12 protein-coding genes are annotated in these 14,708 nt (G+C 71.6%); 6 read left to right on the top strand and 6 right to left on the bottom strand.

All coding sequences use genetic code 11. The annotated features are described in order from the left end of the window. Window positions 1-57 precede the first annotated feature (57 nt). The 3 genes from treS to glgB are packed head-to-tail and all read left to right on the top strand — an operon-like array spanning window position 58 to window position 5,433. Entirely contained in the window at window positions 58-1,779 is a 1,722-nt protein-coding gene (gene treS, locus HHX33_RS16185) for a maltose alpha-D-glucosyltransferase (RefSeq protein ID WP_182875465.1), read from the top strand. Beyond that, window positions 1,776-3,125 carry a maltokinase N-terminal cap-like domain-containing protein gene (locus HHX33_RS16180; protein WP_182875335.1) on the top strand — a complete coding sequence of 450 codons (1,350 nt, stop codon included), beginning with the start codon at window positions 1,776-1,778 and terminating at the stop codon, window positions 3,123-3,125. The genes treS and HHX33_RS16180 overlap by 4 nt, the downstream gene beginning before the upstream one ends. Before the next feature lie 46 nt (window positions 3,126-3,171). Then, window positions 3,172-5,433, top strand: a complete 2,262-nt coding sequence (gene glgB, locus HHX33_RS16175; RefSeq protein ID WP_182875334.1) for a 1,4-alpha-glucan branching protein GlgB — start codon at window positions 3,172-3,174, stop codon at window positions 5,431-5,433. Window positions 5,434-5,448: 15 nt separating this feature from the next. Here the strand turns inward: glgB and HHX33_RS16170 are convergent, their stop codons facing one another. Beyond that, window positions 5,449-6,432: an NAD(P)-dependent alcohol dehydrogenase gene (locus tag HHX33_RS16170; protein ID WP_182875333.1), complete on the bottom strand. Its 984-nt coding sequence runs from the start codon at window positions 6,430-6,432 to the stop codon at window positions 5,449-5,451. A gap of 231 nt (window positions 6,433-6,663) precedes the next feature. Between HHX33_RS16170 and HHX33_RS16165 the strand changes: the two genes are divergently transcribed. Next, entirely contained in the window at window positions 6,664-7,305 is a 642-nt protein-coding gene (locus tag HHX33_RS16165) for a DUF2306 domain-containing protein (RefSeq protein ID WP_182875332.1), read from the top strand. Here HHX33_RS16165 and HHX33_RS16160 read toward each other — a convergent pair. Together HHX33_RS16160 and HHX33_RS16155 are read right to left on the bottom strand one after the other, a co-directional pair. Continuing rightward, a complete protein-coding gene (locus tag HHX33_RS16160; RefSeq protein ID WP_138463165.1) occupies window positions 7,281-7,937 on the bottom strand; it encodes a response regulator in 657 nt (218 codons plus the stop codon). The two genes, HHX33_RS16165 and HHX33_RS16160, sit on opposite strands and share 25 nt — an antisense overlap. Further along, window positions 7,934-9,076, bottom strand: coding sequence for a sensor histidine kinase (locus HHX33_RS16155; RefSeq protein ID WP_182875331.1), 1,143 nt, complete (start codon window positions 9,074-9,076; stop codon window positions 7,934-7,936). Before HHX33_RS16155 ends, HHX33_RS16160 begins: the two co-directional genes overlap by 4 nt. A gap of 178 nt (window positions 9,077-9,254) precedes the next feature. Here HHX33_RS16155 and HHX33_RS16150 point away from each other — a divergent pair, with 178 nt between their 5' ends. Next, the gene (locus HHX33_RS16150; RefSeq protein WP_182875330.1) at window positions 9,255-10,799 is read left to right on the top strand and encodes a glycosyl hydrolase family 18 protein; all 1,545 of its coding nucleotides are present in this window, start codon (window positions 9,255-9,257) and stop codon (window positions 10,797-10,799) included. 98 nt (window positions 10,800-10,897) lie between these two features. Continuing rightward, a complete protein-coding gene (locus HHX33_RS16145; protein ID WP_182875329.1) occupies window positions 10,898-12,589 on the top strand; it encodes a S49 family peptidase in 1,692 nt (563 codons plus the stop codon). On the opposite strand, the gene HHX33_RS16140 is transcribed toward HHX33_RS16145, so the two are convergent. From HHX33_RS16140 to HHX33_RS16130, 3 genes are read right to left on the bottom strand one after another with little or no spacing between them, the layout of a single operon-like run. Then, the gene (locus tag HHX33_RS16140; protein WP_182875464.1) at window positions 12,571-13,029 is read right to left on the bottom strand and encodes a flavin reductase family protein; all 459 of its coding nucleotides are present in this window, start codon (window positions 13,027-13,029) and stop codon (window positions 12,571-12,573) included. The genes HHX33_RS16145 and HHX33_RS16140 overlap by 19 nt on opposite strands. A 55-nt stretch (window positions 13,030-13,084) precedes the next feature. Then, window positions 13,085-14,005 (bottom strand): ABC transporter substrate-binding protein, encoded by a 921-nt coding sequence (locus HHX33_RS16135; protein ID WP_182875328.1) that lies wholly within the window; start codon window positions 14,003-14,005, stop codon window positions 13,085-13,087. A gap of 38 nt (window positions 14,006-14,043) precedes the next feature. Then, entirely contained in the window at window positions 14,044-14,706 is a 663-nt protein-coding gene (locus HHX33_RS16130; protein WP_138463169.1) for an ABC transporter permease, read from the bottom strand. Window positions 14,707-14,708: the final 2 nt, after the last annotated feature.

The raw sequence follows: 14,708 nt of genomic DNA, 5'->3' as shown, positions 1-14,708 counted from the left end.
GCCCTGCACACTACGGGGAGTCAACAGGTGAGCTCGACCACGCCTCAGCCCAGCCACATCCAGCCCAGCCACACCCAGCCGATCCCGAACACCTTCACCGAGGAGGAGCCGCGGGACCAGCGCTGGTACAAGCGGGCCGTCTTCTACGAGGTGCTGATCCGCGGCTTCGCCGACTCGAACGGCGACGGCACCGGAGACATCCGCGGCCTCATCGAGAAGCTGGACTACCTCCAGTGGCTCGGCATCGACTGCCTCTGGCTGCTCCCGCTGTACGAGTCCCCGCTCAAGGACGGCGGGTACGACATCTCCGACTACATGAAGATCCTCCCGGACTTCGGTGACCTGGGAGACTTCATCCGGCTGGTGGACGAGGCGCACAAGCGGGGCATCCGGGTGATCGCCGACCTGGTGATGAACCACACCAGCGACCAGCACCCGTGGTTCCAGGCCTCCCGCAACGATCCCGACGGCCCGTTCGGCGACTTCTACGTGTGGAGCGACACCGACGAGAAGTACCCCGGCGCGCGGATCATCTTCGTGGACACCGAGGCGTCGAACTGGACCTTCGACGCGGTGCGGGGGCAGTACTACTGGCACCGGTTCTTCCACCACCAGCCGGACCTCAACTTCGAGAACCCTGCGGTGCAGGACGCGATGCTGGAGGTCATCCGGTTCTGGCTGGACCTGGGCATCGACGGGTTCCGCCTGGACGCGATCCCGTACCTGTTCGAGCAGGAGGACACCAACTGCGAGAACCTGCCCCCGACGCACGCCTACCTCAAGCGGGTGCGGGCGGAGGTGGACCGCCTGTATCCCGACCGGGTGCTGCTGGCCGAGGCCAACCAGTGGCCGGCCGACGTGGTGGAGTACTTCGGCGACCCGGTCACCGGGGGCGACGAGTGCCACATGGCCTTCCACTTCCCGCTGATGCCGCGCATCTTCATGGCGGTGCGGCGCGAGTCGCGCTATCCGATCTCGGAGATCCTGGCCCAGACGCCGAAGATTCCCGAGAACTGCCAGTGGGGGATCTTCCTGCGCAACCACGACGAGTTGACGCTGGAGATGGTCACCGACGAAGAGCGCGACTACATGTACTCGGAGTACGCCAAGGACCCGCGGATGCGGGCCAACGTCGGCATCCGGCGGCGGCTGGCGACGCTGCTGGACAACGACCGCAACCAGATCGAGCTGTTCACCGCGCTGCTGCTCAGCCTGCCCGGCTCGCCGGTCATGTACTACGGCGACGAGATCGGGATGGGCGACAACATCTGGCTCGGCGACCGCGACGGCGTGCGCACGCCGATGCAGTGGACCCCCGACCGCAACGCGGGCTTCTCCAGCTGCGACCCCGGCCGGCTCTACCTCCCGGTGATCATGGATCCGATCTACGGGTACCAGGCGATCAACGTCGAGGCCCAGCAGAAGAGCGCGAGCTCGCTGCTGCACTTCACCAAGCGGATGATCGAGATCCGCAAGCGGCATCCCGTGTTCGGCCTCGGCGAGTTCACCGAGCTGAACTCCTCCAACCCCAGCGTGCTCGCGTTCGTGCGGGAGCTCGGCGACGACCGGGTGCTGTGCGTCAACAACCTCTCCCGTTTCCCCCAGCCGGTCGAGCTCGACCTGCGCAGGTTCGAGGGATCGACACCGGTCGAGTGCATGGGCGGAGTTCCTTTTCCCCCGATCGGCGAACTTCCGTATCTTTTGACGCTCCCTGGGCATGGGTTCTACTGGTTCACGTTGCCCGTCACGCACCGGACGGCCGGCACGAAGGAGGAGTGACGACTTCACTTCAGGAGCTTCTGGCCGGCTGGATCACCGGGCAACGGTGGTTCGCCGGCAAGGGGCGCGCCATCGACGACCTGTCCATCGACTCCGAGATCGAGATCGCCGGCGGGGACCCGGCGCTGCTCCATCTGGTCGTGTGCGTGCGTCAGGGGGACCGCCGCACGCGCTACCAGATCCCGGTCGGGCTGCGCGAGCACCTGCCCGACCGGCTGGAGCACGTGCGCATCGGCAGGTGCCGCCGCGACGGCCGCGAGGCCGAGGTCTACGACGCGCTGCACGACTCCGCCCTGACCGCGCACCTGCTGGAGGGGATGGCCGCGGACCACGGGTTCGACGGCCTCGCCTTCCACCGCGCGCACGGCGTGGAGATCGACACCTCGCAGCGCAGCCTCGTGCTGACCGCCGAGCAGTCGAACACCTCGCTGGTGTACGGCGACACGTACATCTTCAAGCTGTTCCGGCAGCTCAGCCCGGGGACCAACCCGGAGCTGGAGATCATCACCGCGCTCGCCGGCGCGGACTCGTCCCACGTGGCCCGGCCGTACGGCTGGATCGAGACCACGCTGCAGGACGAGCCGACCACCCTGGCGATCATGCAGGAGTACCTGCGGAACGCCAACGAGGGCTGGTCGATGGCGCTGACCAGCGTGCGCGACCTCTACGCGTCCCCGGAGGGCATGCCGGCGGAGGACGCCGGGGGCGACTTCGCGGGCGAGGCCCGGCGGCTGGGGGTGGCCACCGCGCAGGTCCACCGGGAGCTGGCCCGGGCCTTCCCCACGGGCACGATCGAGCCGCCGGAGCTCAAGCGGATGACCGAGCGGTTCCGCCGCAGGCTCGACAGGGCGATCGCCGAGGTGCCGGGGCTCGGCGAGCACGCCGACGTCGCCGCCGAGGCGTTCGACCGGCTCGGCGACCTCGCGCACGAGGTGCCGGTGCAGCGGGTCCACGGCGACTACCACCTCGGCCAGGTCATGCGCACCATGACCGACTGGGTCGTGCTCGACTTCGAGGGCGAGCCGGGGCAGCCGCTGGCCGAGCGCCGGGCGCTCGACTCGCCGCTGCGCGACGTGGCGGGCATGCTGCGCTCGTTCGAGTACGCCGCCCGGCACCTGCTGGCCGACCACCCGGACGCCGCCGGGCTGGAGCACCGGGCCCGGGAGTGGTCGGAACGCAACCGCGCGGCGTTCCTCGCCGGCTACTCCGAGGGCGGCGGGCGCGTCCGCGGCGACGAGGCGGTCCTGCTGCGCGCGCTGGAGCTGAGCAAGGCCGTGTACGAGGTCGTCTACGAGGCGCGCAACCGGCCGACCTGGTTGCCCATACCGCTCGCCGCCTTCCGCTGACAAGATCGCAGTGTTCGGTGGGATATATCTAGGGCAGGTTTGCGACATGGATTTGGACCGGCTGGCGGGGGGCGCCCATCACGACCCCCATTCGATTCTCGGGGCCCATCCCGGGCCTGACGGCGTCACGATCAGGGCTCTGCGGCCCTTCGCGGAGAAGGTCGAGGTGCTGGCCGAGGGCTCGGCGCACGAGATGGGCCACACCGCCTTCGGCGTGTTCGAGGTGACACTGCCCGGCGTCGACAAGGTCCCGGACTACCGCCTGCGCGTCACCTACCCCGACGCCCCGCCGTACGAGACGGACGATCCGTACCGCCACTGGCCGACGCTGGGCGAGCTCGACCTGCACCTGATCGGCGAGGGCAGGCACGAACGGCTGTGGGAGGTGCTCGGGGCGCGGGTCGTCCGCCACGAGGACGTGGACGGCACGGCGTTCTCGGTGTGGGCGCCGAACGCGCAGGGCGTGCGGGTGATCGGCGACTTCAACCACTGGAACGGCGGCGCCCACCCCATGCGCTCGCTCGGCGGGACCGGGGTGTGGGAGCTGTTCGTCCCGGAGATCGGCGAGGGCGCCCGGTACAAGTTCCAGATCCTCGGCCTCGACGGCGTCTGGCGGGAGAAGGCCGACCCCATGGCCCGGCGCACCGAGATCCCGCCGGCGACCGCCAGCATCGTGGAGAAGCCGGCGTACGAGTGGCGGGACGAGGAGTGGATGGCCGCCCGGGCGTCGCGGGACGCCCTCGTCGAGCCGATGAGCACCTACGAGGTGCACCTCGGCTCCTGGCGGCCCGGCCTGTCCTACCGCGACCTCGCCCGGGAACTCGTCGAGTACGTGACGGACATGGGGTTCACGCACGTGGAGTTCCTGCCGGTCGCCGAGCATCCGTTCGGCGGCTCGTGGGGTTACCAGGTGACGTCGTACTACGCCCCGACCTCCCGGTTCGGCTCCCCCGACGACTTCCGCCATCTGGTGGACGAGCTGCACCGGGCCGGCATCGGCGTGATCGTCGACTGGGTGCCGGCGCACTTCCCGATGGACGAGTGGGCCCTCGCCCGCTTCGACGGCACGCCGCTCTACGAGCACGGCGACCCGCACCGCGGCACCCACCCCGACTGGGGCACGTACGTCTTCGACTTCGGCCGCAAGGAGGTGCGCAACTTCCTGGTGGCCAACGCGCTCTTCTGGCTGAAGGAGTTCCACGTCGACGGCCTGCGGGTGGACGCGGTGGCGTCGATGCTCTACCTCGACTACTCGCGCCGCGAGGGCGAGTGGACGCCCAACGAGTACGGCGGCAGGGAGAACCTCGACGCGATCGAGTTCCTCAAGGAGATGAACGCCGTCGTCTACCGCGAGGAGCCCGGGATCGTGACGATCGCGGAGGAGTCGACCGCCTGGCCCGGGGTCTCGCGCCCGGCCTACCTCGGCGGTCTCGGCTTCGGCTTCAAGTGGAACATGGGCTGGATGCACGACACGCTCAGCTACATGTCCCGGGAGCCGGTCTACCGGCAGTATCACCATCACCAGATGACGTTCTCCCTGATGTACGCCTTCTCGGAGAACTTCGTGCTGCCGCTCTCGCACGACGAGGTCGTCCACCTCAAGGGGTCGCTGCTGGGCAAGATGCCCGGCGACGAGTGGCAGCGCTTCGCCAACCTGCGCGCGCTGTACGGCTTCATGTGGGCCCACCCCGGCAAGCAGCTGCTGTTCATGGGCGGCGAGTTCGGCCAGGGCGCCGAATGGTCGGAGGCGGGCGGCCTCGACTGGTGGCTGCTCGACTTCGACTTCCACCAGGGCGTGCGGCGGCTGATCAGGGACCTCAACAACGTCTACCGCGAGTCGCCCGCGCTCTACTCCCGGGACAACACCCACGAGGGCTTCCGCTGGATCGACGCCGACGACGCCTCGGGCAACGTGCTGTCGTTCCTCCGGTACGGCGCGGACGGCTCGGTGCTGGCCTGCGTCGCCAACTTCTCCGGCGCGCCGCACGACGACTACCACCTGGGCCTGCCGACCCCGGGGCGGTGGGAGGAGGTCCTCAACACCGACGCGTACGAGTACGCGGGCAGCGGGGTCGGCAACATGGGCGCGGTCGAGGCGGTGGAGACGCCGCGGCACGGCCTGCCCTGCTCGGCGCGGCTGCGCGTGCCGCCGCTCGGCGTGGTGTGGCTGCGGCCGGTGGAGACGCCGACCCCGGTGAGCGCCGAGATGGACGAGCGGACCGTGACGGCCCTGCCGGGGACGGAGCCGGAGCCGGAGGACGCGGCGTCGGCCGAGCCGGAGCCCGATGGCCTGGTCGCCGAGTCCTGATCCGCGGCAGGCCGTTCAGAGCGTGACGACGACCTTCCCGCGGGCGTGCCCCTCCTCCACGTAGCGGACGGCCGCGGGGAGGTCGTCGAACGGGTAGACGCGGTCGACGACCGGGGTGAGGTCGCCCTGCTCGATGAGCCCGGCCAGCTTGACCAGGTTCGCCCGGTTCTCGCGGCATCGGGTCACGTCGGCGAGGACCACTCGCCGGGACGTGAACGGCGACGTCGCGAGCGCCGCGATCGTGTGGCCGACGGGCTGCAGCCACCGTCCGGCCGGCCCGCCGACGACGACGTGCGCCCCCCGGGGCCTCAGCACCCGCCGGCAGGCCGCCGGCGGCTTGGTGCCCGCGATGTCGATCAGCACGTCGTACCGCCGGCCGGTCCGGGTGAAGTCGGCCCTGCTGTAGTCGACGACCTCGCCCGCGCCGAGCGACCGGACCAGGTCCACGTTGCGGGGGCCGCAGACGCCGGTGACCTCGGCCCCGAACGCCCTGGCGAGCTGCACGGCGAACGTGCCCACCCCGCCCGACGCGCCGTTCACGAGCACCTCGTGCCCCGGCCGGACCCGCCCTTCGTCCAGGGCCAGCAGCGCGGTGGCGGCGGCCAGCGGCACCGCCGCCGCCTGCTCGAACGACAGGTTCTCCGGTTTGCGGACCAGATCGCTCTCCCGCACGCTGACGTACTCGGCGAAGCCGCCGCCGGTGACCAGCGCGAACACCTCGTCGCCCGGGCCGAACGCGGTGACGCCCGCGCCGACCGCCTCGACCTGTCCCGCCACGTCGGCGCCCAGCACGCTGAGACGCGGCCCGCGCGGGCCGAGCGTGCCGCCCATCAGACGCGCGACGTACGGCTCGCCTCGCATGTGGTGCCAGTCGTACGGCTGGACGGAGGTGGCTCGGACCCGGACCAGCACCTCTCCGGGGCCGGGCTCCGGCGTCGGGACGTCGCTGAGCGTCAGGACCTCGGGCGGGCCGTACGAGCGTAGAACGTAGGCCTTCATCGCATCTCTCCTCGTCGCCTCGGCGGCTGGGAGGCCAGCGTAGGAAGCGCCGCGCCCGGGACTCATCAGCCGAAAGTACGCCCGATCGGCAGCCGATGGACCGGTGCGGATCGAGCCGTTCCGCCGATGATCCGCACCCACTCCGCGTACGACGATCGGGCCATGACAGAACTGACATCGACGCGACGGTCCGTGCCCACGCGAGGCGGCCGGAGGAAGAGGGAATGGCTGGTGCCGGCGGGGCTGATCGCGCTCAGCGCCGTCCCCGTGGTCGCCGGCGCGACCCGGCTGTCGCAGCTGACCGGCGGCGGGCCGGTCACCGCGAACAGCGCCCGGTACTTCGCGACGCCCTTCCCCGTGGTCGCGCACATCGTCGCCGTCACGCTGTTCAGCCTCCTCGGCGCCCTGCAGTTCGCCCCCGCGCTCCGCCGCCGCGCGCCGCGCTGGCACCGGATCTCGGGACGGGTGCTGGTGCCCGCCGGGCTCGTCACGGCCCTGTCGGGCCTGTGGATGACGCTGTTCTACCCGCACCTGCCGGACGACAGCGCCCTCCTCGTCGGCGTACGGCTGGTGGTGGGCGGCGGCATGATCGTGTCGATCGTCCTCGGCTTCGCGGCGATCCGGCGGCGGGACGTCGCCCGCCACCGGGCGTGGATGGCGCGCGGCTACGCGCTCGGCATGGGCGCGGGCACCCAGGTGCTGACCATCATGCCCTGGGTCGTGCTGACCGGTGAGCAGCCCGGCGCGCTCCCCCGCGCGCTGCTCATGACCGCCGCGTGGGTGATCAACCTCGCCGTGGCCGAGTGGGCCCTCCGGCGCCGGCCCGGCGCCCGTGAGCTCGGCGCCCGTCAGCCCGTGACGCGGCCCGTCTGATAGGCCCACATCGCGATCTCGACGCGGTTGCGGGCGCCGAGCTTGGCCATCAGGCTCGCGACGTGCGTCTTGACCGTGCTGAGCGAGATGTGCATCTCGTCGGCGATCTCGCTGTTGGTCCGCCCGCGCGCCACCGCCGCCAGGATCTCCTCCTCCCGGTACGTCAGCGGCTCGACGAGCCGCGCCGCCGGCGCCGCGGGGCCGGACCGGGCGAAGGCCCCGAGCAGCCGCGCGGTGACGCTCGGGGCGATGAGCGCGTCCCCGCCGGCGGCGGCGTGCACGGCCTGGGAGAGCATCTCGGCGCCGGCGTTCTTGAGCAGGAACCCCCGGGCGCCGGCCCGCAGCGCGGCGTAGACGTACTCGTCGAGGTCGAACGTGGTGATGACCACGACGGCGAGGGGGTCGGCGACCCCCGGCCCGGCGAGGCAGCGGGTGGCCTCGATGCCGTCGAGGCCGGGCATGCGGATGTCGAACAGGCACACGTCCGGGCGCAGGCGCCGCGCGAGTTCGACGGCCCGCCGCCCGTCGGCGGCCGTGCCGGCGACCTCGATGCCGGGCTGGGCGTCGAGGATCATCGCGAGCCCGGTGCGGACGATCTCCTGGTCGTCGGCCACGAGCACCCGGATGCTCACGTGGCCACCCCGTTCCTGGGCAGCACCGCGGTCACGGTCCAGCCCCGGCCGGGGTCCGGGCCCGCCACACAGGTGCCGCCGAGCAGGTCGGCGCGTTCGGCCATGCCCACGATGCCGTATCCCGCCGGGCCCGCCGGGCGGGCGGAGCCGCCGTCTCCGTCGTCGCTCACGCGCAGGCACACCGAGGGCCCGTCCCCGGTGACGTGCACCGCCACCCGGGTGGCGTGGCGGGCGTGCCGCAGCGCGTTGGTGACGGCCTCCTGGGCGATGCGGTAGACCGCCGCCTCGACCGACGGGGAGAGGCCGCCGAGGTCACCGGAGATCTCGACCCCGACGGACGGGTGATCCGGCCCGCCGGGAGCCGCGAGCCCTTCGATGTCGGCGATATGGCGGCCGGGGGTCAGGTCCGCCGGCTCGTCCCGGCGCAGGACGCGGACCATGGCCCGCATCTCGTCGAGGGCGCGCGCCGCCTCGGCCTCGATCACCCGCAGCGCCTCCGTCGCGGCGTCGGGCCGCGCCGCGGCCGTGGCGAGGCCCGCCTGCGCGCGGATCGCCATCGCCGAGACGTGGTGGGCGACCGTGTCGTGCAGTTCGCGCGCCAGTTGCTCGCGTTCGAGCAGCTTGACCTGGTCGAGTTCGCGGGCCCTCGCCCTGGACCGGTAGCGGAACGCCCCGCCCAGCGTGGTCGTGGAGAGCACGACGGCGAACGGGCCGATCGCGTCGGCGGGCGCGGCGTGCTCGACGAGCACGGACAGGCCGGCCCCGGCGAGCATGACCGCGAGGCCGATCACGATCTCGCGGCCCGACCCCCAGCGCACCAGCGCGTACGGCAGGATCAGCAGGTAGGCCAGGGAGTACATGTCGAGCATCGCGCCGTGCAGGGCGACCGGGACCAGGCTCGTCGTGACGAAGCAGACCGCCAGCGCCTCCAGGGGCCGGGTCCGGCGCCACAGCAGCGCGGGCGTCAGCCCGGCGGTGACGACCACCGAGAAGACCCGCCACGGCAGGTCCGGCCGCAGCACCCCCTCCAGCACCGCGAGCGGCACCAGCACCACGACGAGCGCCCAGTCGCGCCACACCCGCCTGGGCGCATCGGGGGGACGGGGCTCGTGCCAGACCGAGCGAACGAGACCGCTCACCGCATCATCGTACGGGAGTCCGCACCTCCGGTGCAGGTGACGTCCGGGTGCGACCTTAGCGAGGAGTTAACCGGCGATTAACCGGCCGCCGGGGCGTTGACCCTCCGGCGATCGGTATTTACGCTGCGAACTAATAGGAAACTTTCCTATCGTTTACCCCCCAGACCGGGAGTTTCCATTGCGAAAGATCCTCCTCGGGTCCGTGATCGCCGGCGCCGCGCTGCTCGCGCCGCTCGCGATCGGGACCGCCTCCGCCACCGTCGCGACCACCACTGCCGCCGCCGTCGCCGCCGCCCCGAGAACCGGAGTCGTCACCCTGGCCTACGCGGCCTGGGCCCCCAACACCTGGTACGCCGTCGGCGCCCGGGTCACGTACGGGGGCAAGGACTACGAGTGCATCCAGGCGCACACGTCCCTGACCGGGTGGGAGCCGCCGAACGTGCCGGCCCTGTGGAAGCTCCTTCCGGGCGGCTCCACCTCGTCCCCCTCTCCGAGCGCGACCCCGACGAGGAGCCCCTCCCCGAGCCCGAGCCCCAGCCCCAGCAGAACCCCGAGCCCCAGCCCCAGCGCGACGCCCACCGTGACGCCGACGCCTCCCCCTCCGGGCGGCAAGAAGGTGCTCGGCTACTTCGCCGACTGGGGCGTCTACGGCCGCCAGTACTTCGTGAAGAACATCGTGACCAGCGGTTCGGCCGCCAAGCTCACCCACATCAACTACGCGTTCGGCAACGTGACCAACGGCCAGTGCGCGATCGGCGACTCCTACGCCGACTACGACATGGCGTACACGACGGCCAACAGCGTGGACGGCAAGGCCGACACCTGGGACGCCGGCGCGCTGCGCGGCGCCTTCAACCAGTTGCGCAAGCTCAAGGCGCAGTACCCGAACATCAAGGTCATCTACTCCTTCGGCGGCTGGACCTGGTCCGGCGGGTTCGCCCAGGCCGCGGCCAACCCCACCGCCTTCGCCAACTCCTGCTACAACCTGCTGAAGGACCCGCGCTGGGCCGACGTGTTCGACGGCATCGACATCGACTGGGAGTACCCGAACGCCTGCGGCCTGAGCTGTGACTCCAGCGGCGCGGCGGCGTTCAAGAACCTGATGGCCGCGTTGCGCGCCAGGTTCGGCTCCAGCTATCTCGTCACCGCCGCCATCACCGCGGACGGCACGAACGGCGGCAAGATCGACGCCGCCGACTACGCGGGCGCGGCGCAGTACGTCGACTGGTACAACGTCATGACCTACGACTACTTCGGCGCCTGGGCGGCCCAGGGCCCGACGGCTCCGCACTCCCCGCTGACCTCCTACTCGGGCATCCCCACCGCCGGGTTCTACTCCGACGCGGCCGTCCAGAAGCTCCGGAGCAAGGGCGTGCCGGCGGCCAAGCTCCTGCTGGGCATCGGCTTCTACGGCCGCGGCTGGACCGGCGTGACCCAGTCGGCCCCCGGCGGCACCGCCACCGGCGCCGCGCCCGGCACGTACGAGGCGGGCATCGAGGACTACAAGGTCCTCAGGAACAGCTGCCCGGCCACCGGCACGGTCGCCGGCACCGCGTACGCCAAGTGCGGCTCCAACTGGTGGAGCTACGACACCCCCGCCACCATCGGCGGCAAGATGACCTACGCCAAGAACCAGGGTCTGGGCGGGGCCTTCTTCTGGGAGTTCAGCGGTGACACCGCCAACGGCGAACTGATCACCGCGATGTCCAACGGGTTGAGGTAACCGCTTCGAGCCGATCAGGGCCCCCGCGTGTCCCACTCACGCGGGGGCCCCTGATCGTCGGGGCATACAGGCGAAAACCGTCGCTTATGGTGGCATTTATGGACGCGTCGAGGACGATCGTGGAGACCGTGGGCAAGCTGCGGCAGCGCCGCACCGGGCCGCTGGTGCTGGAGCTGGACCTGACCGAAGGGCTGTCCGAGGGACCGCCCGCCGACCCTGTGACCGCCCTGCTGTCGATGCGCAAGCCACGCCTGGCGGAAGTGCTGTCGGGCCTGCGCCGCGCCCGCAAGGACCCCCGGGTCGCCGCGCTCATCGTCAAGATCGGCGGGAACCCCCTGGGCCTGGGGACGGTGCAGGAACTGCGCGAAGCCGTCGTGAAGCTGCGCGCGGCGGGCAAGCCGACCGTCGCGTTCGCCGAGACCTTCGGGGAGTTCGGCGCCGGCACGGTTCCGTACTATCTGGCCAGCGCGTTCGAGCGGGTCTACCTCCAGCCCTCCGGCGACGTCGGGCTGACCGGGGTGGCGCTGGAGCAGCGCTTCCTGCGCGACGCGCTCGCCAGGGCCGGGGTGGAGTATCAGCTCGGCCAGCGGCACGAGTACAAGACCGCGGCCAACATGTTCACCCAGAACCACATGACGGACGCGCACCGCGAGTCGGCGACCCGCATCGCCGAGTCGGTGACCGAGCAGATCACCGCCGGCATCGCCGAGGCGCGCCGGCTCACCCCCGAGCGCGTGCGCGAGCTGATCGACCAGGGCCCGTTCATCGGCGCCGAGGCCGTCGACGCCGGGCTCGTGGACGGACTGAAGTATCGCGACGAGGTCTACGCGGAGACCGTCGAGGACGGCGCCCACCTGCAGTACGTGTCCCGGTACGCCAAGAGCGCGCTGTCCGGGAAGCTGCCGCATCCCGGCGCCGACACCGTGGCCCTGGTGCACGGCACCGGCACGATCCGCCTCGGGCGCAGCGGCAGGTCTCCCCTCGGCGGCGGAGGCGCCATGGGCTCCGACACCGTCTGCGCCGCCCTGCGCGCGGCGCGGCGGGACGACAAGGTCAAGGCCATCGTGTTCCGGGTGGACAGCCCCGGCGGCTCGTACGTCGCCTCCGACGCCATCTGGCGGGAGGTCGTGCTGGCCCGCGAGTCGGGCAAGCCGGTCATCGTGTCGATGGGCGACCTGGCCGCCTCCGGCGGCTACTTCGTGTCGATGGCCGCCGACGTGATCGTGGCCCAGCCGGGCACGCTGACCGGCTCGATCGGCGTGTTCGGCGGCAAGCCCGTCGTCGGTGAGCTGCTCGGCCGGCTCGGCGTGGTGACGGAGTCGGTCGCCGAGGGCGCCAACGCCGGGATGTTCTCGCCGACGACCGCGTTCTCCGAGACGCAGTGGGAGCGGGTCAACGCCTGGCTCGACCGCATCTACGACGACTTCGTGGGCAAGGTGGCCGACGGCCGCGGCCTGAGCAGGGAGCGGGCGCACGAGCTGGCCAGGGGCCGGGTCTGGACCGGCGCCGACGCCCGGGCGGCCGGTCTCGCCGACGAGCTCGGCGGCCTGGAGGACGCCCTCGCCCTGGCCCGCCGCCGGGCCGGGCTCGCCACCGCCGCCCCGGTGCGGACCTATCCCCGCATGCACCCCCTGGAGCGGCTGCGGCCGGCGGAGTCGAGCGAGGACAGGTCGGCCGCCCTCTCCCGGGTGCGCCTGGAGGCGTGGGGACCACTCGCCCGGCTCGCCGGAGAGCTCGGCCTCCCGGCGTACGGCCCGCTCGTGCTGCCGGGCTACTGGACCGTCCGGTAGCGGGAGCGCAGCCGTACGAGCGGGGATTTCTGGGCGTCGACGTAGTCGACGCCCAGCACCGCGCCGACGAACAGGGTGTGATCGCCGGCCGGGACGACCTGCGTCGTCTCGGCCTCGATCGCCGCCACTCCGCCGTCCACCACCAGCGCCTCGCTGTGCTCGCCGCGGTGGTGGGCGGCCCCGGCCAGCAGGAGCCGCGCCCCCGGCCGCCCCGCGGCGGCGAAGCGGGAGGCGACCGCCTGCTGGCCGTCCGCGAGAAGGCTGGCGGCCCACCGGTCCCGGCGCAGGAGCACCTCGGCGAGATAACCGGCCGAGTCGAGGCTGACCAGCACGAGCGGCGGGTCGAGCGACACCGACATCAGGGTCGCGACCGTCGTGCCGAGGTCGTCACGGTCGTCCTTCACCGTCAGCACGGCGACGCCCGCGGCGAGTTGCCGCATGGCCTCGGTGAACAGCCCCTGCACCGGACTCACCCGGTCCTCACTCCGGACCCACCTAGAGGAGGCCGTTCTGGGTCAGCCAGTCCTTGGCGACCGCCGGCGGGTCGTCCTTGTCGACGGCGATCCGCTTCATCAGCGAGACCAGCGTCTCGGTGTCCAGCTTGGCGGAGATCGCGTTGAGCGTGGAGACCACGGCGTCGTTCGCCTCGGCCTTGTGGACCAGGGGCGTCACGTTCTCGGAGCCGAAGGCGTTCTTGTTGTCCTGCAACGGCACGAGGTCGTTCAGCACGATCTTGGGGTCGGTGGTGAACACGTTGCCGACCTGGACCGTGCCGCTCTTGATCGCGTCAGCGGTGGTGGCCCCGGTGGGCTTCCACTGCTTGAACTCCAGGCCGTAGACGGTCTTGAAGTTCTCCTCCTGGCGGTCCTTGAACTCCGGCGGCCCGCCGACCGTGAGGTCCTTGGAGACCTTCGCGAGGTCCTCGATCGTGGCGAGCTTGTACTTGTCGGCCGTCGCCTTGGTGACGGTGAGCGAGTTGTTGTCCTCGGCCGCGGCGGGCTCCAGGATCTCCAGCTCGGGCGGCAGCTTCGCCTTCAGCCCGGCGAGGATGTCGTCCTTGGTCCTGGCCGTGCTCGACTTGTCGATGAACGCCAGCAGCGACCCGGCGTACTCGGGCAGCACGGTCAGGCCGCCGCTCTTGATCTGGTCGTAGACCACCTCGCGGCTGCCGATGTTGGGCTTCTCCTCGACCGTGACGCCCTTGGCCTGGAGCGCCTGGGCGTAGATCGAGGCGAGCAGGACGCTCTCGGGGAAGTCGAAGGAGCCGACGACCACCTTGGCGGAGGCCGCGCCGCCGGACCCGGAGGCCGAAGGGGCGGCCGACGCGGTGGTGGACAGCGGGTCGGACCCCCCGCACGCCGACAATGTGAGCGCCGTGGTCAGGGCGACCGCCGCGACGCCGAACATACGCCTCATAAGGAAAAACCCTTCATTTTTGGGAGATAATACGGAGATTAGCGGGTCTGTCGGACTCCCGGCGAGACGACCACCCGGTCGAGGAGGAGGAAGCCGAACTGGACGGCCAGCGCGAGGGCCGCGACCAGGACCGCGCCGCCGATCACGCTGGAGTACGCCTTGGTGGCCAGGCCGTCGATGATGAACCGGCCGAGCCCGCCGAGGCCGACGAACGCCGCCACGGTGGCGGTGGAGACGACCTGGATGGCCGACAGGCGCAGCCCCAGCAGGATCAGCGGCAGCGCGACCGGCGTCAGCGTCCGGAACAGCACCTGCGGCCCGCGCAGGCCCATGCCGTACGCCGCGTCGCGCAGGTCGGCGTCCACCCCGCGCAGTCCCTCGTACGTGTTCACCAGGATGGGCGGGACCGCCAGCACGATCAGCGGGACCAGCACCGGCAGCACGGTCCCCACCCCGGCCAGCAGCACGACGAGCACGAGCAGGCCGAGCGTCGGCAGGGCCCGGGCGGCGTTCGCCGCGACCACGACGAGCAGCGCGCCGCGGCCGGTGTGACCGATGAGCATGCCGAGCGGCACGGCGATCAGCGCCGCGACGAGGAAGGCCGCCGCCGAGTATCCCAGGTGCTCCAGCAGCCGGACCGGGATGCCGTCGGGGCCGGACCAGTGCGCCGCGTCGCCGAAGAAGTCGGCCAGCCAGTTCATGC

Source organism: Microbispora sp. H10670 (genome assembly GCF_014161385.1).
GTDB classification, from domain to species: Bacteria; Actinomycetota; Actinomycetes; order Streptosporangiales; family Streptosporangiaceae; genus Microbispora; species Microbispora triticiradicis.
The sequence above is the reverse complement of the archived record's forward strand: the minus strand, read 5'-3'. Positions and strand labels throughout refer to the sequence as shown.